Below are 21,053 nucleotides of genomic sequence, written 5' to 3'. Positions count from 1 at the left end.
TCGGGCAACGCTGTTCAAGTCACATCTTTGTCACGCCTGATGACGGCGCAGCCGCGCCAGTGCCTCGTCCATAGCCGCATCGGGCAGCGTGATCAGCCGCGCCGCCTCGGTGAAAAGCAGGGCGCAGGCGACGGGTCGGTCCGGCCAGAGCTGTTGGAGCAGCGCCTTGTAGAGCGCCATCTGCACCACATAGGCGGCAGGCACCTGCTCCAGCGATGCCGGCGGCGGCCGGTTGGTCTTGTAGTCCAGCGCCAGCACGCGATCCTCGCTCACGCTGAGCCTGTCGATGATTCCGGAGACCGGATGCCTCCGGCCGGCGATCTCGACATGGCCAGAAACGGGCACCTCCGCGCGCGACCCGGGGCCGAACACGTCGCCCAGCGTCCCGTCCGCCAAAATGGCGAGGACGGTTCGGAGTGACCGCTCGGCTTCGCCTTCCGGCCAGTCGGCCGCGTTGCGTGCCAGCCATGCCCGCGCCGTCGCCGTCCTCCGGTCCGGCGCGACATCCGGCAGCATCTGGAACAGGGTGTGCACGGCAATGCCCCGCCGGATGGCAAGCGGTGCCATGTCCGGCGCGTCGAGCACGGGCGAACCCATCGGTGGCGCGTCGCCGGCCTGCGGGTCGATGATGAGGGCCGCGCCGGAAGGCGACAGCGGCCGCGGCATCGGGTCGGCGGAAACCGGCCTCGCCGACGGGTCGAAGGGCAGTGGCTCGGGCTCGGCCGGTCCCGCCTTCGCCGCCTTCGCCGCGGCCACCGCCTGGCCGCCGCCTTCGCTCTCGCGGTAGACAAGGATGGTTTCACCGGTCACGGGATGCACCGTCTCGCGGGCATGGGGCGATCCGGCCAGCCCCTCATGGGCCAGCTTCTGCCATGTGCCGTCCTTCTGGCCTGTCTTGCCGTGATAGCCGCAGATGACCAGCCGGTCTTCCGCCCGCGTCATGCCGACATAGAGCAGCCGCCGGTATTCGTCTTCGGCACGGGCATCGTTCTGCGCGTCGATCAGCGCCAGTGCCTCGTTCCTGCCTGCGCCGGCGCGCCATACGAAGCGCTTGACCGCGCTGCCCTCCGGCTTGAAAGGGGTCAGCGCCGGCCGGTTCTGCGCCACCACCGGCGCCGAGCCGCTGTCGACGAGAAACACGACCGGCGCTTCCAGCCCCTTGGCGGCATGGGCGGTCATGATGCGGAGTTCCGTGCGGTTCTGGTCCATTTCGCGCTTGATTTCCGGGGCGCTCGTTTCCAGCGTGGCGAGCAGGCTCTCCATGTCGGTGACGCCGGTGCGCTCCTGTGCCATCGCAAAGGCGAGGAACTCGTCGAGGATCTCGTCGGCCTCCGCGCCGAGCCGCGCCACCATGCGCCGCCGCACGCCATCGCGCGCCAGCAGGCCGGCGTAGAAGTCGGCGGGCCGGCGGTAGCCGGCTTCGGCGCGCCAGGCCCGTAGCAGCGTTTCGGCGGCCTGGTAGCGCGGGTTGCCTGCCGCCGCTGTGCAGAGCGTCCGCCACAGGCTGCGGGTGGCGGGCCGGTCCAGCCCGAGATCCATCAGGTCCCCGTCATCCAGGCCGAAGACGGGGCTCTTGAGCACGGCGGCCAATGAAAGGTCATCCTCGGGCTGCATCACGAAGCGGCCGATGGCCATCATGTCCTTGATCGCGATATGGGCCGGCAGGCTCAGCCGGTCGGCGCCCGCCACCGGGATGCCGAGGTTCTTCAGCGCCCTCGAAAGCGCGTGGATGAAGCGGTCCCGCTTGCGCACCAGCACCAGCACGTCGCCTGCCGCGATGGCGCGGCCCTGTCCGGGAAGCGTCTCGCCAGTCTTCAGCCAGTGGTCCACCGTGGCGGCGATGCGGTTGGCAAGTTCCACCGCGGGCGCAGTGGCGTGATCGATGCCCCTGGTCCAGTCCTCTTCCTCGTCATTCGCCGCGGCCTCGATCGACGGCCAGACCTCGACGTGACCGGGATGGCCCTCGCGCACCGCCTTGTGTTCGAGCACGTCGCCATAGCGCGTCAGGCCCTTGCGCACGGCTTCCGCCGCGAAGACGGTGTCCACCGCGCGCAGCACGTCCGGCGTGGAGCGGAACGAGTAGGTGAGTTTCACCGGCTCCAGCGGCTGCCCGGCCGCTGCCGTCAGGTCCCGGAAATGGCCGAGTGTGGCGTCGAAGGCATCCGGTTCGGCGCCCTGGAAGGAGTAGATCGACTGCTTCTCGTCGCCCACGGCGAAAACGGTGCGGGTCACGTTGTCGCGGGCGCCCTGGCCGGCGAAGAACTCCGCTGCCAGTCCCTTGATGACGTCCCATTGCACGGGGCTGGTGTCCTGCGCCTCGTCGACGAGGATGTGGTCGATGCCCCGGTCCAGCTTGTAGTGCACCCATGCCGCTGCGTCCTGGCGCTGCAGAAGGTTGGCGGTGCGGCGGATCAGGTCATTGAAATCGAGGAAGCCGCGCGCCCGCTTGAGCGCCTCGTAGCGCGCGATCAGACGGTCGGCGATGGTCAGCGCCGCGGCCGTATTGTCGGCCATATCGAGCGTCGCCAGGCGGTCGAGCGCCTGCGCCGCGGCCCCGGCGCCGGCAAGGTAACGCGCTTCGAGATCGGGCATGGCCTTGCGCATGGCGGACGGAAAGAGCCACGTTGCGTTATAGGGCTCTCCCTTTCCGTTGAGCAGCGAGCCGGCAATGGCGTGAAGCCGGGTGAGGGGATCGGTCTCCGCGCAGGCCTGAACGGCGGCATATGTGCAGGAGTCGCGCGCCCGCGTCGCGCCATTGGCCAACGCCCAGTCATCCATCGCGGCGATGAAGGCGGGGTCGCATCCGGGCAATGGCCAGGCATCAGCCGCGATCCGTTCCGCGCTTGTCAGAGGATCGAGCCCGAACAGGGCCAGCAGGTCCGCCCGGCAGCCATCGGCTCCGCCGCCATGTTCGAGCCACAGGGTCAGGTCGTCCCGCCGCGTCACGATCTCGCGCATCAGCGCGTCCAGTCCGGTCTCGCCCGCACGCGCCAGCACCGTGGCGAAGGCGTCGGCAAGGCCGGTCCCGTCCCTGCCGGCGGCGGTCAGGAGCATGCGCCGCGCCTCGCCCACCAGCGCGGCCTCCATCCGCCCGTCGAGCATCTCGAAATGGCCGGCAATGTTCGCTTCCAGCGGAAACTGGTGCAGGATCGCCTCGCAGAAGGCATGGATGGTCTGGATCTTCAATCCGCCCGGCGTCTCCAGCGCCCGCGCGAAAAGCTTGCGCGCCTCGCGCAAGCGAGGTGGCGACGGTGACTCGCCTGTCAGCGCGCGGATGTCGCCGGCCAGTTTCGTGTCGCCGGCCATGGCCCATTCGCCGAGCGTCCTGAAGATGCGATGCGCCATGTTGGCTGCAGCCGCCTTGGTATAGGTCAGGCAGAGGATTTTTTGCGGGTCGTTGCCGTCGAGCAGGAGGCGTATGACCCGCGACGCCAGGACATGCGTCTTGCCGGATCCCGCATTGGCCGACACCCAGGCCGAGATCGACGGATTGGCGGCCCGGGTCTGGCTCTCGATCACATCGGCCGGGATCGTCAGCTTGCCGCTCATTCGCCGTCCGCCCCGCCTTCGCCGTCGCTTCCGGCCGACCATTCCAGCACCCGCGCCAGATGGTCGTAATCGCCTTCCATGCTGCCTTCCGCCAGCGGCATCAGGCGCGAGACATAGCCCGTGGACGGATCGTTGAAATGCATGAGAAGGCCGGCCAGCTTCTCCCAGCCACGCTGCGCCAGTTCCGCGCCTGAGACGGCGTCCTTGCCGCTGCCCAGAACGCTTTTATGGTCCACCTCGCCGCGCGCGCCAAGCCGCACATAGGCCAGGTCGCCTGCACCGGTCCCGGCAGGAATCATGTCGAAGGCGCCGCGCAGCACGAGCGCGGCCTCCAGCGGCAATTGCGGTGCAAGCAGGGCCCGCACCTGCCTCGCCGAGGGCGGCGTGCCGGTCTTGTAGTCGAGAATGTCGGCGGACCCGTCGCCAAGGTCGATGCGGTCGGCCCGCCCCGAAAGGAGCACGCCGGTCTCTTCGACCGGTGTCGCCCTGGCGTCCACTTCTGCCCTTGCCTGCATCCCGGCCCGCTTGCGGCCGGCTTCCCAGGCGATGAGACCGGGAATCATGGCGGTGAAGCGCGGCCACCACACCGCCTCGATATCGTCCGGCAAGGCCAGTTCATCGAAACAGGTCCGCCCGATGGCGGTCAGCCGCTCCGCCGCATCGTCGCTCGCCGGGTCGATGCCCTCTTTCGTGAACCGGTGCAGGATCTCGTGGAACAGCGTTCCGCGTTCCGCCGCGCCCGGATCGCCCACCAGCGGTTCCAGCGGCTTCAGCTTGAGGATCTTGCGCGCGAAGATGGCATAGGGATCGCGCCGCAGCGTCTCGATCTCGGTCACCGTAAAATGCCGCGGGCGCCTGTCCAGCGGCGGCTTCGGTGCCGGCCGTTCGGCAAAGGGCACCCGGTCGGCCTGGTCCAGCATGCGCGCCCAGCCGATCAGCTTCTGCCCGTCCGCCAGCAGCGCGGCTTCGGCCTCCGGCCCGCACAGGGTCAGCAGCCTTTGCAGCCAGCGCGAGCGGGTGGCCGGCGAGTTGTCCTGACGGACCGAACGGGTGATCAGCAGGCGCGGCGCGCCAAGCGCCATCTCGAAATCGTGCGCCGCCTGGCCGATGCGCCGCTCCGGCGGTTCCAGCGCCATCATGGATTTCATCAGCCGTGACATGAAGCGGTCGGCCTGCGCCTGACGGGGCCAGCTTCCCTCGTTCAGCCCGCCAAGGACAAGGAAGCCGAAATCCTGCAACCGCGCTTCAAGCTGGCCGAGGATGTGGACGCGGGTCTCGCCGCCGGCGCGCGGCTTGACCGTCTCGCCGGCCAGGATGGCGGCGAGCGCATCGGGCCATTCGGTGGGCGCCAGCATGGTGTCTTGCCCTGCCGCCAGCAGGTCGCGCAGCAGCGCCGCCAGGCTGTCGCCGGCATCGCCGCGATAGAGTTCTGCCAGGCTGCCGTCTTCCTGCCTGCCCGTCGCTTCAAGCGCCAGAACGCAGGCCCGCGTCAGTTCGGCGACGCTGGCGGACGCCTGGCCGCGCAGGGCGGTGAGCGGTTGCGCCGCCTGCGCCATGCGGTTTGCAAGGTCGAGGATCGCGGCAATGCGTTCCGGCGTCAGCCGTTCGATCCAGTGCGGCGGGCGCCGGTCGGCAAGGCCGGACAACCGGTCATTTGCAAGACCGGGCAGGGTGGCAATGTCGGGCCGCGCCGCGCCGCCGCGCAGCACGGCCAGGTCGAAGAATTCCGCCGTCTCGCGCAAGACAGGGCGTTCAAGCCCAAGATGTGTGAGCGGATGCTTTGCCAGTGCCAGCAGCGCCAGCGGATCGCCGGGCCTGAGCGCGGCCGTGACCAGCAGCATGAGCAGCGTGGCCGGCGGGGCGGAGGCCAGCGGCGTACCGGCCGAATCGTCGGCCGTGATGCCGAAACGCAGCAGTTCCGAGGAAACGCGGCGCGCCAGCATCCGGTCGCCGGTGACGAGCGCGGCCGGTTCGTGCCCGTCCTCGATCGCCTTGCGCAGCGCTACGGCAATGGCCATCGCTTCCTCGCGTTCGTGCCGGGCCTCGGCCAGCGCGACACCGTCAAGCGCACCGGCGCCGATGGCGCCCTGGATCGCGGCGGCGTCTTCGCTCCACCGGTCTGTCGTTTCGGCCGGGCGCAGCGCCTGCGAAACGATGGCGCGCCGTTGATGCAGAATGGGCGGCGCCTCCGCCATGCGCACGACATCCTGCCGCTCGATGCCAAGCCGGGCGAGCAGCGTCTTCAGCGCATATTGCGGGTGGCCGTAAACCGACGGCGCGGCATCCGGATTGCCGATCAGAGCCCAGCTTTCCGCGTCCAGGCCCATGTCGAGGCCGGGCAGGACAACGGCGCCCATGTCCAGCCGGGCGATCACGCCGAGCAGGCGCGCTGTTGCGGGAATCGACCCGGTGGAGCCGGCCGCGATGACCGGTCCGGCCGGCGGACGGGCGCGAAGCCGCGCCGCTTCCGCCTCGATGAGCGCGTTGCGGTGGGCGGCCGGGTTGGAGCGGCGGATGGATGCCAGGTGCTCCGGCCAGACCGACGTCACGATTTCAAGGAACGTCACCGTCACCTGCCACCATTGCGCCAGGTCGCCTTCGGCCAGGTGTCCGAGCTTGTCCCAGCCTGCTCCCTCGGTCTCGATCTCGTCCATCAGCGCGGCCAGGTCGCGGGCCAGCCACAGCGCGTCGGCGAAGCTGTTGGGCACGGTGACCGGCTCGGCGAGCAGGCGCGCGATCTCGCCGCTCACCTTGCCCTTCCAGGCCTGCACCAGTGGCGCCAGGGCAAGCAGCCGTTCCAGTGCGCCGATGGGCGGGTCGAGATCCGGCAGCGGCGGCGCGCCCTCCATGAAGAAGGGGGCATCCTCGTCGAATTCGCCGAGCGGCCGGATGGACGGCAGGATGGCGGCGCCGGAAGCGGTCCGTTCGGTGAAGATCGCACGCAACCGGCGCGCTGCGCGCCGCGTCGGCACGTAGATCGTGGCTCCGGCCAGCGCCATCGGCCCCTCGCTGTCGGGAAAGCCCGGGATCAGCCTTCCGTCAGACAGTGCGGCCGCCAGTTCCGGCAGGAACGATGCCCCGGGCTCGATGGTGAAGACGCGCGGGTGGCGCTCGCCCATGGCGTTACGCCCGTCCGTGACGCCGGATCGCCTCTTCGGCCGGGGCGATGGCGTCCGGCGTGCCAACGGTGATCCAGTGGCCGTCCATCACGTGGCCGAACAACCGGCCCTCGCCGATCAGCCGGTCGAAATGCAGGTTGAGCGAATGCGGCCCGGCCGGCGCGCTGCTGAAAACACGCGGATGGATGAGCGCCGCACCGGCATAGATGTATCCGTTATCAGCGCCGCGGGCGCGCGACAGGCGGCCTTCGGGACCGGCAAGAAAATCCGTGCCGCCCGTGTGGCCCGTGGCCCTGGACGGATCGGCTAGCAGAAGAATCATATCCATGGTTGCATCGTCCCATGCCTTCGCCATCGAGGGCAAGGCCGGAACCGCGCCGTCGAGCCAGAACGTGTCGGCATTGAGGATGAAGAACGGGTCCTTGCCCAGCAGCGGCAGCGCCTTGACGATCCCGCCTGCGCTGTCGAGCAGTCCGGCGCGCTCGTCCGAGACGGTGATGGCGATGTCGCGGCGTGTTGGCGCGTGGGCGATGATCTGCTCGCCGAGCCAGTGCGCATTGACGACGGCCCGCGTCACACCGGCCGCGGCCAGCATGTCGAGCCCACGGTCCAGCAGGCTGCGCCCGGCGATCTCGATCAGCGGCTTGGGACGGATATCGGTCAGCGGACGCATCCGCGTGCCGAGCCCGGCGGCCAGCACGAAGGCCGTGTCGGGACGGATCGTCATGGCCGCAGGTCCGGCGCGATGCCGAGATCGCGGTAGTAGCCGCGCACCGGCGCCAGCGCGTCGTGGCCGAGGACGCGCGAAAGGTAATCGCGGATGCGCGGCAGGTGTTTCAGGTAACCCGGCTTGCCGTCACGCCGGTCGAGGCGCACGAAGATGCCGAGAATCTTGGAGTTGCGCTGCGCCGCCATGATTGCATAGGTCCTTTCGAATGCGCTGCGGTCGAAGGGGCCGGCGGCTTCACGCGCAGCGCAATAGGCCTCGACCGTCGCCTGTTCGAGGTCCGGGCTGATGGTCACGCGGGCATCCTGGGCAAGCGAGGCCACGTCATAGGCGGACGGTCCGGTCATGGCGTCCTGGAAGTCGATTATCCCAACCCTGTCGAGGCCTTCGCGATCTGCCCGCCAGATGATGTTGGGCGAATGGAAATCGCGCAGCACGAGGCTGGTTTCGCAGCCCTTCAACTGGTCGAGCACCACGTTCCATGCCGAACGGAAAGCATTGCGGGCATTTTCGTCCGGTGCGGCGCCACTGGCGAATTCCTCGTACCAGGAGGGCAGCAGGTCCAGTTCGATGAGCATGGCGCGACGGTCATAGTCCGGGACATGGTGGACGATGCCTTCGGCGACGGGCATCGCCCGCGGCCACCGGACAAGATGCAAGGCGGCAAGCATTCGGGCGGCGGCCTCGTAGCGTTCGCGCACCGGCTTGCCGGCTGGATCCAGGAAGACCGGCGGCCCCAGATGCTCGGTCAGCAGCAGGCCCTGGCCGAGATCGGCGGCATGGATTTCCGGCGCAGCGAAGCCGTTTTCGCGCAGTGCGCGCGCGATGGCGACAAAGGGCGCCACATCTTCGGCCAGATGCGCGATCCGGCTGTAGGGCAGTCCGTCGAGGATGGGCGGACCGTCCGGCATGCGCGGCGCATCCATGAGGATGCGGGTTTCCCCGCCAAGCGTCGCGGTCTCGTAGGCCCGCGCCGAGGCATCGCCCGTCAGGAAACGCCGCTCCGCCGTCCCCCAGCCTGCTTCGGCCAGAAAGGCACGAATGGCAAGGCTGCGCGCGATCCGTTCGCCCGCCGGCCCCTCGCAAACGATCTGCGCGCGCCGGCCTTCGCCCTCATGGGACAGGTCGAGGTGGATCGTGCTGTCAGGCAGCAGTCCGGCCGCGCGCTCCGGCCATTCGATCAGCGCCGCGCCTTCGCCAAGCGCCTCGTCGAGGCCCAGTTCCTCCAACTCGTCCGGCCCGGAAAGCCGGTACAGGTCGAAATGGGCGATGGGCAGCCGCAGGCCGTCGTAACTTTGGACCAGCGTGAAGGTCGGCGAGGGGACCTCAAGCGTCGCTTCGTCCGCGATTGCACGGATGAGCGCCCGTGCAAGGCTGGTCTTGCCGGCGCCCAGATCGCCCGAAAGGGCCAGGACATCGCCCGGCCTGAGCGCCATGGCGAGGTCTTCGCCGAGCCGCGCAGTGGCGGCTTCGCAGGGCAGACCGACGGACGTGGCGAACCGCTCCATGCGCGCGGCCTATTCGGCGGCAGCCCTGAACCCGTCCCGCCGGACGGGAAACAGGCATGTGACGGTCGTGCCCTTGCCGGGTTCGCTTTGCAGTTCCACCGCGCCACCGTGCAGTTCCACGAAGCTCTTGACGATGGACAGGCCGAGCCCGGCACCGCGCCGGCGCCCGCCGCCGGCCGAGGAGAACCGGCGGAAGACCGTGTCGAGGACATCGCGGCTCATGCCCGGCCCGTCGTCATGCACGGTGAAGGCCACGCGGTCGCCCCTTTGATCGACGGTCAATGACACGGTCGAGCCTTCGGGCGCGTAGTTGGCGGCATTGGCAAGCAGGTTGAACAGCACCTGGCGCACGCGATTGGCGTCCGCGGCCAGCGTGGCCGGCGCTCCGTCGAGCGAGACGGCCAGGTCGATGCCCTGTTCGGCGAAGCGGTCGGCGGCCAGATCGCTCGCCGCCTGCACCGTTTCGGCGACATTCATGTCCGCGATATCGAGCTGCATGATGCCGGCATCGACCGTGGCGAGGTCGAGGATGTCGTTGACGATGGTGAGCAGCGCCGCCGATGACGTGGCGATATGGTCGACATAGTCATGCTGCTTCTCGGTCAGCGGGCCTGGCGTCTCCATGGAGAGCAGTTCGGTGAAGCCGATGATGTTTGTCAGCGGCGAACGCAGTTCGTAGGACACATGCTGGACGAATTCGTCCTTCAACTGGTCGGCCTTTTGCAGGGCCTCGTTCTTGTCCTTGAGCGCCCGCTCGACGTTGAACGTATCCGTCATGTCGACAAAGGTCGTCATGAGCTGCCCGTTGGGCAGCGGCATCGCAGCCCAGGAGAGGATCGTCCCGTCGGAAAGCTCCGTGCGGCCCTTGCGCTCGTCGCGGGTCTCGTCGAATCCGGTGGCCATGGAAACGAAGGCCGGCCACGGGCTGTCCCTTGAAATGACGTCGCATGCCCCGCGAATGGCCGAGATGTGGACGTTCTCCTGCGCCAGTTCCTCCGGCAGGCCCCACAGTTCCGCGAAGGCCGGATTGCACAGCCGCACCCGCCCGTCCGGACCGAACACGGCCACGCCCTCGGCCAGGTTGTCGAGCGTCTCGCCCTGAACGCGGATGGCCGTCTTGTAGCGGCTCTCCAGGTCGATCTTCTCGGTCAGGTTCTCGAAAACCCAGGTCACCCCGTCCTTGTGCTGCGGGTTGGCGACCACGCGGATGGTCCGCCCGTCCGGCAGGTGCCACCAGTGTTCCTGGCTGTCCACCGCCCGGTAGGCCCCCAGAAGGTGATCCTTCCAGCGCCGCCATTCCGGCTGTTCCGGCAGCACGCCGTCGCGGCGCAGCCGGTCGAGCAGCAATTCGTGCGACGGTGCGGAGGAAAGGAAGGCCGCGTCGAGATCCCAGAGCTTCTGGAAGGCGAGATTGTAGAAGCGCAGTTTCTGGCCGGAATCGAAGATGGCAACCGCCGTATTGAGCTGGTCCAGTGTGTCGGCATGGCTGCGCTGGGCGTGTTCGTATTCCTCGCGCAGCAATTCCTGCGCCGTGATGTCGACGGCGATGCCCGCCGAGCCATCCTCGCCGCGCCAGTCCGTCACCATGAACTGATGGCGTTCCTTCCCGATCACTGTGGAGAGCCGCGAGACGAAGGCCGCTTCGCGCAACTGGTGCCGTGCGATCTGTTCGCGCGCCGCCGTCGGAAGCAATTCCCGCTGTTCCGCCACCGCCTGTTCCGGCGTATCGGCCTCGACGGCCTTTGCATAGGCCGCGTTGACCCAGCTCAGACGGCCGTTTCCGTCGCGCAGCCAGACCGGCATCTGTGCGATCATGGCGATCTGGCGCATGGTCTCGAACTCGCCGAGCATCGCCTGGTGCTCCGCTTTCAGCCGGGCGAAACCGTTGCGGGCCTCCGACAGCGATGTGAACCGGACCACGGTGTGATGCGGCGCGATCCGCCCGTCGGCTTCCAGCAGGGCGCCGTTCCTGGTTTCGCAAACCATGGAGAAAGGCTCGTCCCTGTCGCGCAGCGCGATGATGGCGCGTTCCAGCCCCTGTGCGGATGCCGCTGTCAGCCAGCGGCCGAAGGCGAGGAAGGCGGAACGGTCATCCGGCGCACCGCAATCGGGCGGCAGGCTGCCCACCAGTTCGGCATTGGCCTGCGGATCGCTCCAGACGATGAGCCGCTGGTCCTTGAGGTTCAGGAGGCTTTCGCTGCGCTGCAGCGAGGCGTTGAGCTCGGAAATCCTCAGCCGCAGTGCGCGGTTTTCCTCCGAGACCCGTGCGCGCTCGCGGATGACCCAGATCGCCGACACCATGGCGGCGCCGAGCATGCCGGTGAAGATGGAATGCTGGATGACGTCGGTGACGCCGAAGCTGGGAAAACCGGCCGCCGTCTCCGCTGCGAGTGCGATGCCCGGTGCCAGCCAGACGGGGACGAGCGCGCTGACACCGGCCAGCCGCCGCATCGCCGAACGTGCGATGCCGCTGCCGGCCGCTGGCCGATATGTCCCCTTCGGCGTGTGCGCATGCGCACGCCGTCGCCTGTCGTCCCTTGTCACAGGAACCCTCGCTTTTCCGTCACATGGTCCCGTTCCCGCCGCCGCTGAATACGAGATACCTGCCGTTTCCGGCCCGTCTGTCGGCATGTCTTGTCATCTCCCCGATGAAACCCAAGACCGCCCTGTTTGCCCGCTTCTCTGCCTGTTCGCGTGTCCCCGCCCGGAAGCTTGGCGAATCACACCATACCGAAACCGCGAATCGGCGTGAAGAAGCCGCGCGGACAAAAATAATGCCGGGCAAAAAGTCAATTGCCCGGCATCAATATATTGTGTCCCGTCAGGGAAAAATCAGTACCTGTAGTGTTCCGGCTTGAACGGGCCCTTGGTGTCCACGCCGATATAGGCGGCCTGCTCTTCCGAAAGCTCGGTGAGATTGGCCGACAGCTTGGCCAGATGCAGCCGCGCCACCTTCTCGTCGAGATGCTTGGGCAGGACATAGACCTCGTGACTGTAGGTCTCGCCCTTGGTGAACAGTTCGACCTGCGCCAGAACCTGGTTGGTGAAGGAGGCCGACATCACGAAGGAGGGATGGCCGGTGGCGTTGCCGAGATTGAGCAGGCGGCCTTCCGACAGCAGGATCATCCGGTTGCCCTTCGGAAACTCGATCATGTCCACTTGCGGCTTGATGTTGGTCCACTTGAGATTGCGCAGCGCGGCCACCTGGATCTCGTTGTCGAAGTGGCCGATATTGCCGACGATCGCCATGTCCTTCATCTCGCGCATGTGCTCGATGCGGATGACGTCCTTGTTGCCGGTCGTGGTGATGAAGATGTCGGCGGTGGGTGCGACATCCTCGAGGCGCACCACCTCGAAGCCGTCCATGGCAGCCTGGAGGGCGCAGATCGGGTCGATCTCGGTGACCTTGACGCGGGCTCCGGCGCCGCGCAGCGAAGCGGCGGAGCCCTTGCCCACGTCGCCATAGCCGCACACCACGGCAACCTTGCCGGCCATCATCACGTCGGTGGCCCGCCGGATGCCGTCGACCAGCGATTCCTTGCAGCCATACTTGTTGTCGAACTTGGACTTGGTCACCGAGTCGTTGACATTGATGGCGGGGAAGGGCAGCAGGCCCTTTTTCTGAAGCTGGTAGAGGCGGTTGACGCCCGTCGTGGTTTCCTCGGTCACGCCCCTGATGGCGTGGCGCTGCTTGACGAACCAGCCCGGCGAGGCCGCCATGCGCTTGCGGATCTGGGCGAAGAGCACCTCTTCTTCTTCCGAGCCCGGCTTCGACAGCACGTCCTCGCCTTCCTCGGCGCGCGCGCCGAGCAGGATGTACATGGTGGCGTCGCCGCCATCGTCCAGGATCATGTTGGAGAAGCCGCCGTCCGGCCACTGGAAGATGGCGTCGGTATAGCGCCAGTAGTCCTCCAGCGTCTCGCCCTTGACCGCGAAGACCGGCGTGCCCGTGGCCGCGATCGCCGCGGCCGCGTGATCCTGCGTGGAGAAGATGTTGCACGATGCCCAGCGGACGTCCGCGCCCAGCGCCTGGAGCGTCTCGATCAGCACGGCCGTCTGGATCGTCATGTGCAGGGAGCCGGTAATGCGCGCACCCTTCAGAGGCTGCGCCGCGCCGAATTCCTCGCGGCAGGCCATCAGGCCGGGCATTTCGGTTTCGGCGATGTCGATTTCCTTGCGCCCATACGCGGCCAGGCCGATATCGGCGACGACATAGTCATGTGCCATGAAGGTCACTCCGTTGCTTGGAAAGGCTTGGGGCTTGCACGGCTTGGCAGGCCCGGATCCGGCGCCTCCATATCAGAGAAGCGCCAGACGGGCAATAAAGACATAAAGAAATCTTTATGCCTCCATGTCCGGTGTCGGGAAAGCCTCAGCACTCCTCGCCGAAGCGGTCGGCGACCAGCGCCGACAGGGCGTCCATGGCCTCGCCGGCCTGCGGTCCGGACGTGGTCACCGAAATGCGGCAACCCGGCGACGCGGCGAGCATCATCAGGTCGAGGATGGACGTACCGTCCACCTCCAGGCCGTCCTTCTCGACCATGACGCGGGCATCGAATCCGTTCGCCGTTTCGACGAAGCGGGCCGATGCGCGGGCATGAAGGCCGCGCTTGTTCACGATGTCGAGCGTGCGGGTCACGGCGGCGGTCATCGTCTCGCTCATTTGGCGCTCAGGATCTGGCTGGCGACGTTGATGTACTTGCGCCCGGCATTCTGTGCCTCTGTCAGCGAATCCGCCATGTCGTTCCCGGCCCGGATGCTGGCGAGCTTGATCAGCATGGGCAGGTTCATGCCGGCCACGACTTCCACCCTGCCGGCATCCATGACGGAAATGGCGAGATTGGACGGCGTGCCGCCGAACATGTCGGTCACGATGATCACCCCGTGGCCCGCATCGGCGCTGGCCACCGCATCGACGATGTCCTGCCGCCGCTGCTCCATGTCGTCTTCGGCGCCGATGGAGACCGTTTCGAAATGCTCCTGCGGGCCTACGACATGCTCAACCGCGTGGCGGAATTCCTCGGCCAACTGACCGTGCGTCACGAGCACGAGTCCGATCATGAATGCTTGGCTCCCGTCATTGCCATGTCACCGTCTGTTTTCATTGTCACGGTGCCGCTTCCTCGCGGGCCGCTATCTTGTCAGCGTGGAACGCGTTGACAAGCCCTTTTTTGCACTGCGAAGGATTCTGTGACGCCGGGCATGGAGCACGGTGTGAACGGCGGCGTTCAGTTCTCTGCCGGAAGTGCCATGACGAAGCGCGCGCCGCGGATATCGCCCGGTTTCGCGCCGGCGATGTTTTCCGCCGTCAGCCGCCCGCCATGGGCTTCCACGATCTGCCGCGAGATCGACAGGCCGAGGCCGGAATTCTGCCCGAAGGCTTCCGAGGCCGGCCGGTCGGTGTAGAAGCGCTCGAAGATGCGCTCGATGTTCTCGGCGCGGATGCCCGGTCCGTTGTCCTCGACCGTGACGATGACCCGGCGCTGGCTGCGCGTCAGCGTGACGAGGATGTGACCGTTCTCCGCCGGCACGAAGGAGCGGGCGTTGGAAATCAGGTTGGCGATGACCTGGCCGAGCCTCAGGTCGTGCCCCTGGACGCGGAAGTCGCGCCGGCTTCCGCTGGCCGGAACGACCCGCAGTTCGATGCGCGCGTCGCGGCCGGGCCGTGTGGTCTCCCGGCTCGCGGCCACGAGATCCGACAGCAGCTTCTGCATGTCGACGCTGCGATTGTCGGCGCGCGCCAGTTCCGCGTCGAGCCGGGAGGCATCGGAAATGTCGGTGATCAGCCGGTCGAGCCGCCTCACGTCATGCTGGATGATCTCCAGCAGGCGTTCGCGCGATTCCGGGTTGCGCGCCAGCGGCAGCGTCTCGACCGCGCTTCTCAGCGAGGTCAGCGGGTTCTTCAGCTCGTGGCTGACATCGGCGGCGAAGCGCTCGATGGCGTCGATACGGTCGTAGAGCGCATTGGTCATGTCACGCAGCGCCGCCGAGAGATTGCCGATCTCGTCCTGCCGGTCGGAAAAGTCGGGAATTTCCTCGCGGCTCTTCACGCCGCGCTTGACCCTTACGGCGGCTGCGGCAAGTCGCCGCAGCGGATTGGCGATGGTCGAGGCGAGCAGCAGCGACAGCAGCATCGTGACCACCGCCGCCACGCCGAAGACGGCGAGGATCGCCTTGCGCTCCGAGGCGATGATGGCGTCGATGTCGCCGCCCTGCGTCGACAGTTGCAGGACACCGAGCACGGCCCGGAAGCGCTGGATGGGGACGGCGACCGAAACGATCATTTCGCCCTTTTCGGACACGCGCACCTGCCGGTCGCCGGTGCCGGTCAATGCCGTCATCACCTCAGGATAGGCCGCGCCGGACCCGCCGGGTTCCTCCCGGTCGACCGGCAGGTCGGTGCGCTGCATCAGCCGCTTGAACCAGGCGCCGATGCTGTCCAGCAAGGTCGTCTCTTCCGCGGCGTCCAGGCTCGGCAGGCCGTAGCGCAGGATCTGTCCGCCGGAATAGAGGTGGCGTGAATCGAGCAGCAGGTTGGCATCGCGGTCGTAGATTCGCGCCCGCGTGCGCGTCGGCGAGATGAGGCGGCGCAGGACCGGCGCCACGCGCTCCGGATTGATGGGGAAGTCGAGGCTGTCCAGCCCGTCGCCGGTCGGGCCGACGCTCTGGCCGGCCTGCAGTTCCAGCAGTTTCTCCGGGTTGATCCGCAGCGAATCGGTCTCGACCGTCGCCGATGCCGCAATGGCCCCGGCGATGATCTCGCCCTGTGTGCGCAGGCTTTCCACCCGCGCGTCGATCAGGCCCTCGCGGTACTGGTTGACGTAGAGGATGCCGGACACCAGCACGCCGAGGCCGGCGAGGTTGAGGACCAGGATGCGCTGCGTGAGGCTGGAAAAGACCAGCGAGCCCGCGAATCGCCGGAACGCGCGCAAGCCGCCGCGCAGCCGCGCCTGGCCGGCCGGGCGTTTGCCTGCCTTTTCCGTGCTCTTGCCGCTTGCGCCTTCCATTCCTGTCCTCTGGATGGCCCGGCCCTGTCTGCCGGCCCGGCCGTCATGCCTCGCGGAAACGGTACCCGACCCCGTAAAGCGTCTCGATCATGTCGAAATCCGTGTCGACGACCTTGAACTTCTTGCGCAGCCGCTTGATGTGGCTGTCGATGGTGCGGTCATCCACGTAGACCTGCTCGTCATAGGCCGCGTCCATCAGCGCGTCGCGGCTCTTCACCACGCCGGGCCGCTGGGCAAGGGCCTGCAGGATGAGGAACTCCGTCACGGTCAGCGTCACCGGTTCGCCCTTCCAAGTGCAGGTGTGGCGTTCCTGGTCCATGAGCAGGTGGCCGCGCTGCAATTGCTGGGCGGCGCTCTCGCCGCTGGCCTTGGCTCCCGCGGCCGCTTCGCGCGCGCCTGCGCGCCGCAGCACCGCCTTGACGCGCTCGACCAGCAGGCGTTGCGAGAACGGCTTCTTGATGAAGTCGTCCGCACCCATCTTCAGGCCGAACAATTCGTCGATCTCGTCGTCCTTGGACGTCAGGAAGATCACCGGCAGGTCGGACTTCTGGCGCAGCCTGCGCAACAGTTCCATGCCGTCCATGCGCGGCATCTTGATGTCGAAGATCGCCAGGTTCGGCGGGCGCACCTGCAGCCCTTCCAGCGCCGATGCGCCATCGGTGTAGGTTTCCACCTTGTAGCCTTCCGATTCAAGCGCAATCGAGACCGAGGTCAGGATGTTACGGTCGTCGTCGACGAGCGCGATGGTTGCCATGCCGGGATTCTCCCTCATCAGACCTGTCCCTTGCCATTTCGACGGCGCGGTTCTGGCGGACAAATTAGGTACAAATTGTGGCACATTCCCCTGGTCATGTCGAACAGGGGTCAGCAACCGCCTTCTTTCGCGCAAGGTGGGGATTGCCCATTCCTGATGCAACCGGCGCGGTCAATCTGCCGCAAGCCTGTGCACTGTTTACCGCGCTATAACCGATTGAAACGAATTTCAAATCTTTAAATCGATTAATGATTTGAATTTGCTTTCCTATTCTGTTTCTCCCCGGTTTCGAGGTGGTGCCGGTGCGGCATTGCAGGATCAGTTCTCGCCTTCGGATGGAAGGCGCGCATCTGCGAGAGGAAACAGGTGGCAGGCATGAAAGAGATCGGTTTGTGCAATCCCGCATGCGGGATCGGAACGTCGGGGCTGAAGAACCTCGGCACGGTCTACTACAATCTCGGGGAGGCAGAACTCTACGAGGAAGCCCTGCGCCGTGGCGAGGGCCGCCTGACCGACAAGGGCGCCTTCGTCGCCATCACCGGCCAGCATACCGGCCGTTCGCCCAAGGACAAGTTCGTCGTCCGTGACGCCGGCACCGCGGACAAGGTCTGGTGGGACAACAACAAGCCGATGGAGCAGGAGGACTTCGACCGCCTCATGCAGGACTTCATCGACCATGCCGAGGGCATGGACCTCTTCGTCCAGGATCTGGTCGGCGGCGCCGACGAGGCCCACGCCCTGCCGACCCGCGTCATCACCGAATATGCCTGGCACAACCTGTTCATCCGCAACCTGCTCATCCGCCCGGAACGCTCGGCGCTGGAGGAATTCCGGCCGCGCATGACGATCATCGACCTGCCTTCCTTCAAGGCCGATCCCGGCCGCCATCGCTGCCGCACCGAAACGGTTATCGCCGTCGACCTGACGCGCATGATCGTGCTGATCGGCGGCACCTCCTATGCCGGCGAGATGAAGAAGTCGGTCTTCACGGCGCTCAACTACCTGCTGCCCGAGAGCGGCGTCATGCCGATGCACTGCTCGGCCAATGTCGGGCCGCAGGGTGACGCGGCCGTGTTCTTCGGCCTGTCGGGCACCGGCAAGACGACCCTGTCGGCCGACCCCTCGCGCACGCTGATCGGCGACGACGAGCATGGCTGGAGCGAGAACGGCATCTTCAATTTCGAGGGCGGCTGCTACGCCAAGACGATCCGCCTGTCCGCCGAGGCCGAGCCGGAAATCTTCGCCACCACGCAGCGCTTCGGCACGGTTCTGGAAAACGTCGTGCTCGATGCCGGCCGTGTGCCCGATTTCGACGACGGCTCGCTGACGGAGAACACCCGCTGCGCCTATCCGCTGCATTTCATCCCGAATGCGTCGGCGACCGGCCAGTCGGGCCATCCCAGGAACATCATCATGCTGACGGCCGATGCCTTCGGCGTGATGCCGCCGATTGCCCGCATGTCGCCGGCCCAGGCCATGTATCACTTCCTCTCCGGCTACACCGCCAAGGTGGCCGGCACGGAAAAGGGCGTCACCGAGCCCGAAGCCACCTTCTCGACCTGCTTCGGCGCACCCTTCATGCCGCGCCATCCTTCCGAATACGGCAACCTTCTGCGTGAACTGATCGCCAGGCACGGCGTCACCTGCTGGCTGGTCAACACCGGCTGGACGGGCGGCGCCTATGGCACCGGTTCGCGCATGCCGATCAAGGCGACGCGCGCCCTGCTGGCCGCGGCCCTCGACGGTTCGCTCAACGCCGCCGAGTTCCGCACTGATCCGAATTTCGGCTTCGAGGTTCCCGTTTCGGTTCCGGGCGTCGATACCGCGATCCTCGATCCGCGCGGCACCTGGGCCGACAAGGCCGCCTATGACGCGCAGGCCCAGCGCCTCGTCACCATGTTCATCGAGAACTTCGCCAAGTTCGAGGCCCATGTCGACGGCACGGTTCGCGATGCCGCCCCGCGCACCCCGGTGGCCGCGGAATAAGGTTGCCTTCACGTCATGCAACAAGCCCGGCGCCGGCACAGGCGTCGGGCTTTTCTTTTTCTTCCCGCCATGATCATCTCGCGCCATGAAGACCGGCAAGCATGTTCCCCTTGATTTCCGGCGCCGCGGCGTGGAGGAGACACAGGCCGCGGCAGCGGCCTTCCGCCAGGCGATCGCGCGCCGGCGCACCGTGCGCGATTTCGCGCCCGACCCTGTGCCGCGGAGTGTCATCGAGGATTGCGTCATGGCCGCGGCCAGCGCCCCCTCGGGTGCCAACCAGCAGCCCTGGACCTTCGTTTGCATCTCCGATCCCGCCACCAAGGCCGCCATCCGCGCGGCAGCCGAAGAGGAGGAGCGCGCCTTCTACGATGGCCGCGCGCCGGAGGAATGGCTGGAGGCGCTTGCGCCGCTTGGCACCGATGCCGACAAGCCTTTCCTGGAAACCGCGCCCTGGCTGATCGTCGTCTTCGCGCAGCGCCATGGCATCGGCCCGGACGGCCATCGCATCAAGCACTACTACGTGCCCGAATCGGTCGGCATCGCCACCGGCTTCCTGATTGCCGCCCTGCATGATGCGGGCCTGGCCACGCTCACCCATACGCCTTCGCCCATGGGCTTCCTGTCACGGATCTGCGGCCGGCCGGAAAACGAGAAGCCGGTCATCCTGCTGGTCGCAGGCTATCCCGCGACGGATGCCACCGTCCCCGATATCGTGAAGAAGGAGGCCGGCGAGGTCATCGTCTGGATGGAGCCGTGAGCCAGGGCGGTATCCGTTGTGGTCGTCATGTCATCGCCGAGGACGAACTGCAGGAAAACTTCATCCGCGCCGCCGGACCCGGCGGCCAGAATGTCAACAAGGTGTCCACCGCCGTGCAACTGCGCTTCGACGCGCGCGGCTCGTCGCTGGAGGAGCGCGTGCGCGAACGGATCATCCGCCTTGCCGGCAGCCGGGCGACGAAGGACGGCGTCATCGTCATCGAGGCGAACCGTCACCGCACCCAGGAGCGCAACCGCGCCGATGCCCGGGAGCGCCTGGCCGCGCTGCTGGCCAGGGCCGCCGAACCGCCGCCGCCGCCCCGCAAGAAGACCAGGCCGTCGAAAGGCGCGGTGGAGCGCAGGCTCAAGGCCAAGGCCGGCCGCGCCGGCGTGAAGAAGATGCGCGGCAAGCCGGGCCTCGACTGAAACAACGCCGCTGCCGGGCAGCCAGACGAAAACAAGGTTTCGCCTGCTACGAAACAGCATCGGCCGTCTTCCAATTGTGATGGCGGGATGCAAAAGTCCTTGCCGGACAAGAAACCTGCCAGGGAGACACTGCGGTATGGGTATTTTCGATTTCGTCAAGAATGTAGGCAAGAAGCTGGGCATCGGCGACGATGAGGCGCCGGAGGCCGAGGCCGTCAAGAAGGAGCTGGATTCCTACGGGCTCGGGACCGAGAAGGTGGATGTGGAGGTTGATGGCGACAAGGTCATCCTCAAGGGCGCCGTGCAGGACCAGTCGATCTTCGAGAAGGCGATCGTCGCCGTCGGAAACACGCTCGGCATTTCAAAGGTCGAGGCATCCGAACTCAAGGTCGTCGCACCCGATTCCGGCCTGAAGCTGAACCCGGACATGGACATGACGGAACTGGTCAAGGCCTCCATCCCCGCAAGCCAGCCGGTCTTCCACGAGGTGAAGAAGGGCGAGAACCTCTGGAAGATCGCCGAGGCGCATTACGGCAAGGGCAAGGGTGCCAAGTACACGGTCATCTTCGAGGCCAACAAGCCCATGCTCTCCGATCCCGACAAGATCTATCCCGGCCAGGTCCTGCGCATTCCCGATCTCCAGTCGGCGTGACGCGGCGCGCCCGGCGGGCGCCGGCAGGTGGCGGCCGGCGACGGCCGCCACTTCCCCTTGCCGGCATGGCCTATGGGCAGGCCACGGCTTCGGGTTTCTGCATCACGCCACCCCTCAGGATATCGTAGAAATCCGAGTTGAAGTTCACGTTCTTGAAGTAGTAGCCAGCCGGTCCGGTCTCGTAGATGATCCGGAAATAGATCGTCTGCCCGTCGACCCGGTCCGCGCTGACCACCATGAATTCCTGCGCGAAGGGCGCAAGGTCGGCGATCCGGTAGACGACGCCCGCCTCCATGTCGAACTTCTCCAGTTCCGGCCGCATGATCGGCCCGAGCTTGGCGCGGTCGGACTCACCCCACGGCGCGGCCATCGCGCCCAGTTGCGCGATGACGGCGTCGGTGCCATTGCCGAGCGAAGCGGCGAAGGCGCACACCTCCGGATCCGCACTGCCCGCCAGCGTGCTGGCGACCGAGACCTGGGCCGCGGCCGGCCCTCCGCCCATTGCCGCCAGCGTCAGAACGGCCGCCGGTGCCGCCTTCCAAAACAGGTATCGCATTGTGTCCTCCATT

15 protein-coding genes are annotated in these 21,053 nt (G+C 66.9%); 4 read left to right on the top strand and 11 right to left on the bottom strand.

What is annotated here, in order from left to right; all coding sequences use genetic code 11:
* Nucleotides 1-30: 30 nt before the first annotated feature.
* From addA to ACLB6G_RS00905, 10 genes are all read right to left on the bottom strand, one after another.
* On the bottom strand, nt 31-3,549 hold the full coding sequence (gene addA / locus ACLB6G_RS00950; RefSeq protein ID WP_410354234.1) for a double-strand break repair helicase AddA: 3,519 nt from the start codon (nt 3,547-3,549) through the stop codon (nt 31-33).
* Nucleotides 3,546-6,668, bottom strand: coding sequence for a double-strand break repair protein AddB (gene addB / locus ACLB6G_RS00945; protein WP_410354233.1), 3,123 nt, complete (start codon nt 6,666-6,668; stop codon nt 3,546-3,548). The genes addA and addB overlap by 4 nt, the downstream gene beginning before the upstream one ends.
* A gap of 4 nt (nt 6,669-6,672) precedes the next feature.
* Nucleotides 6,673-7,395, bottom strand: a complete 723-nt coding sequence (locus ACLB6G_RS00940) for a nucleotidyltransferase family protein (protein ID WP_410354232.1) — start codon at nt 7,393-7,395, stop codon at nt 6,673-6,675.
* A complete protein-coding gene (tsaE, locus tag ACLB6G_RS00935) occupies nt 7,392-8,903 on the bottom strand; it encodes a tRNA (adenosine(37)-N6)-threonylcarbamoyltransferase complex ATPase subunit type 1 TsaE (protein ID WP_410354231.1) in 1,512 nt (503 codons plus the stop codon). The genes ACLB6G_RS00940 and tsaE overlap by 4 nt, the downstream gene beginning before the upstream one ends.
* A gap of 9 nt (nt 8,904-8,912) precedes the next feature.
* Complete coding sequence (locus tag ACLB6G_RS00930) at nt 8,913-11,354, bottom strand: sensor histidine kinase (RefSeq protein WP_410354230.1); 2,442 nt, start codon at nt 11,352-11,354, stop codon at nt 8,913-8,915.
* 381 nt (nt 11,355-11,735) lie between these two features.
* A complete protein-coding gene (gene ahcY / locus ACLB6G_RS00925; RefSeq protein ID WP_410354229.1) occupies nt 11,736-13,130 on the bottom strand; it encodes an adenosylhomocysteinase in 1,395 nt (464 codons plus the stop codon).
* Nucleotides 13,131-13,275: 145 nt separating this feature from the next.
* On the bottom strand, nt 13,276-13,566 hold the full coding sequence (locus ACLB6G_RS00920; protein ID WP_410354228.1) for an HPr family phosphocarrier protein: 291 nt from the start codon (nt 13,564-13,566) through the stop codon (nt 13,276-13,278).
* Nucleotides 13,563-13,964 (bottom strand): PTS sugar transporter subunit IIA, encoded by a 402-nt coding sequence (locus ACLB6G_RS00915; RefSeq protein ID WP_410354227.1) that lies wholly within the window; start codon nt 13,962-13,964, stop codon nt 13,563-13,565. The genes ACLB6G_RS00920 and ACLB6G_RS00915 overlap by 4 nt, the downstream gene beginning before the upstream one ends.
* Before the next feature lie 167 nt (nt 13,965-14,131).
* A complete protein-coding gene (locus ACLB6G_RS00910; RefSeq protein WP_410354226.1) occupies nt 14,132-15,910 on the bottom strand; it encodes a stimulus-sensing domain-containing protein in 1,779 nt (592 codons plus the stop codon).
* Nucleotides 15,911-15,953: 43 nt separating this feature from the next.
* Nucleotides 15,954-16,664: a response regulator transcription factor gene (locus ACLB6G_RS00905; RefSeq protein WP_410355139.1), complete on the bottom strand. Its 711-nt coding sequence runs from the start codon at nt 16,662-16,664 to the stop codon at nt 15,954-15,956.
* Between the two features lie 375 nt (nt 16,665-17,039).
* Between ACLB6G_RS00905 and ACLB6G_RS00900 the strand changes: the two genes are divergently transcribed.
* The 4 genes from ACLB6G_RS00900 to lysM all read left to right on the top strand — a co-directional run bounded on the left by ACLB6G_RS00900 (nt 17,040) and on the right by lysM (nt 20,484).
* Nucleotides 17,040-18,650 (top strand): phosphoenolpyruvate carboxykinase, encoded by a 1,611-nt coding sequence (locus tag ACLB6G_RS00900; RefSeq protein WP_410354225.1) that lies wholly within the window; start codon nt 17,040-17,042, stop codon nt 18,648-18,650.
* Nucleotides 18,651-18,735: 85 nt separating this feature from the next.
* On the top strand, nt 18,736-19,407 hold the full coding sequence (locus ACLB6G_RS00895; RefSeq protein WP_410354224.1) for a nitroreductase family protein: 672 nt from the start codon (nt 18,736-18,738) through the stop codon (nt 19,405-19,407).
* Nucleotides 19,404-19,832, top strand: a complete 429-nt coding sequence (gene arfB / locus ACLB6G_RS00890) for an alternative ribosome rescue aminoacyl-tRNA hydrolase ArfB (protein ID WP_410354223.1) — start codon at nt 19,404-19,406, stop codon at nt 19,830-19,832. Before ACLB6G_RS00895 ends, arfB begins: the two co-directional genes overlap by 4 nt.
* A 136-nt stretch (nt 19,833-19,968) precedes the next feature.
* Nucleotides 19,969-20,484 (top strand): peptidoglycan-binding protein LysM, encoded by a 516-nt coding sequence (gene lysM / locus ACLB6G_RS00885; protein ID WP_410354222.1) that lies wholly within the window; start codon nt 19,969-19,971, stop codon nt 20,482-20,484.
* Between the two features lie 70 nt (nt 20,485-20,554).
* On the opposite strand, the gene ACLB6G_RS00880 is transcribed toward lysM, so the two are convergent.
* Complete coding sequence (locus ACLB6G_RS00880) at nt 20,555-21,040, bottom strand: hypothetical protein (protein WP_410354221.1); 486 nt, start codon at nt 21,038-21,040, stop codon at nt 20,555-20,557.
* Nucleotides 21,041-21,053 lie beyond the last annotated feature (13 nt).

Source organism: Zhengella sedimenti (genome assembly GCF_046506625.1).
Classification (GTDB): Bacteria; Pseudomonadota; Alphaproteobacteria; order Rhizobiales; family Rhizobiaceae; genus Zhengella; species Zhengella sedimenti.
Note: the sequence above shows the minus strand (reverse complement) of the source record. Positions and strands in the feature narration are given on the sequence as shown.

Bases quoted from the DNA above. Each gene is read 5' to 3' on its own strand.
- ACLB6G_RS00895 (WP_410354224.1), top strand. From the start codon at position 18,736: ATGAAGACCGGCAAGCATGTTCCCCTTGATTTCCGGCGCCGCGGCGTG.
- ACLB6G_RS00900 (WP_410354225.1), top strand. From the start codon at position 17,040: ATGAAAGAGATCGGTTTGTGCAATCCCGCATGCGGGATCGGAACGTCG.
- ACLB6G_RS00940 (WP_410354232.1), bottom strand. From the start codon at position 7,395: ATGACGATCCGTCCCGACACGGCCTTCGTGCTGGCCGCCGGGCTCGGC.
- ACLB6G_RS00905 (WP_410355139.1), bottom strand. From the start codon at position 16,664: ATGGCAACCATCGCGCTCGTCGACGACGACCGTAACATCCTGACCTCG.
- ACLB6G_RS00880 (WP_410354221.1), bottom strand. From the start codon at position 21,040: ATGCGATACCTGTTTTGGAAGGCGGCACCGGCGGCCGTTCTGACGCTG.
- ahcY (WP_410354229.1), bottom strand. From the start codon at position 13,130: ATGGCACATGACTATGTCGTCGCCGATATCGGCCTGGCCGCGTATGGG.
- ACLB6G_RS00915 (WP_410354227.1), bottom strand. From the start codon at position 13,964: ATGATCGGACTCGTGCTCGTGACGCACGGTCAGTTGGCCGAGGAATTC.
- addA (WP_410354234.1), bottom strand. From the start codon at position 3,549: ATGAGCGGCAAGCTGACGATCCCGGCCGATGTGATCGAGAGCCAGACC.
- ACLB6G_RS00910 (WP_410354226.1), bottom strand. From the start codon at position 15,910: ATGGAAGGCGCAAGCGGCAAGAGCACGGAAAAGGCAGGCAAACGCCCG.
- ACLB6G_RS00930 (WP_410354230.1), bottom strand. From the start codon at position 11,354: ATGCGGCGGCTGGCCGGTGTCAGCGCGCTCGTCCCCGTCTGGCTGGCA.
- tsaE (WP_410354231.1), bottom strand. From the start codon at position 8,903: ATGGAGCGGTTCGCCACGTCCGTCGGTCTGCCCTGCGAAGCCGCCACT.
- lysM (WP_410354222.1), top strand. From the start codon at position 19,969: ATGGGTATTTTCGATTTCGTCAAGAATGTAGGCAAGAAGCTGGGCATC.
- ACLB6G_RS00920 (WP_410354228.1), bottom strand. From the start codon at position 13,566: ATGAGCGAGACGATGACCGCCGCCGTGACCCGCACGCTCGACATCGTG.
- addB (WP_410354233.1), bottom strand. From the start codon at position 6,668: ATGGGCGAGCGCCACCCGCGCGTCTTCACCATCGAGCCCGGGGCATCG.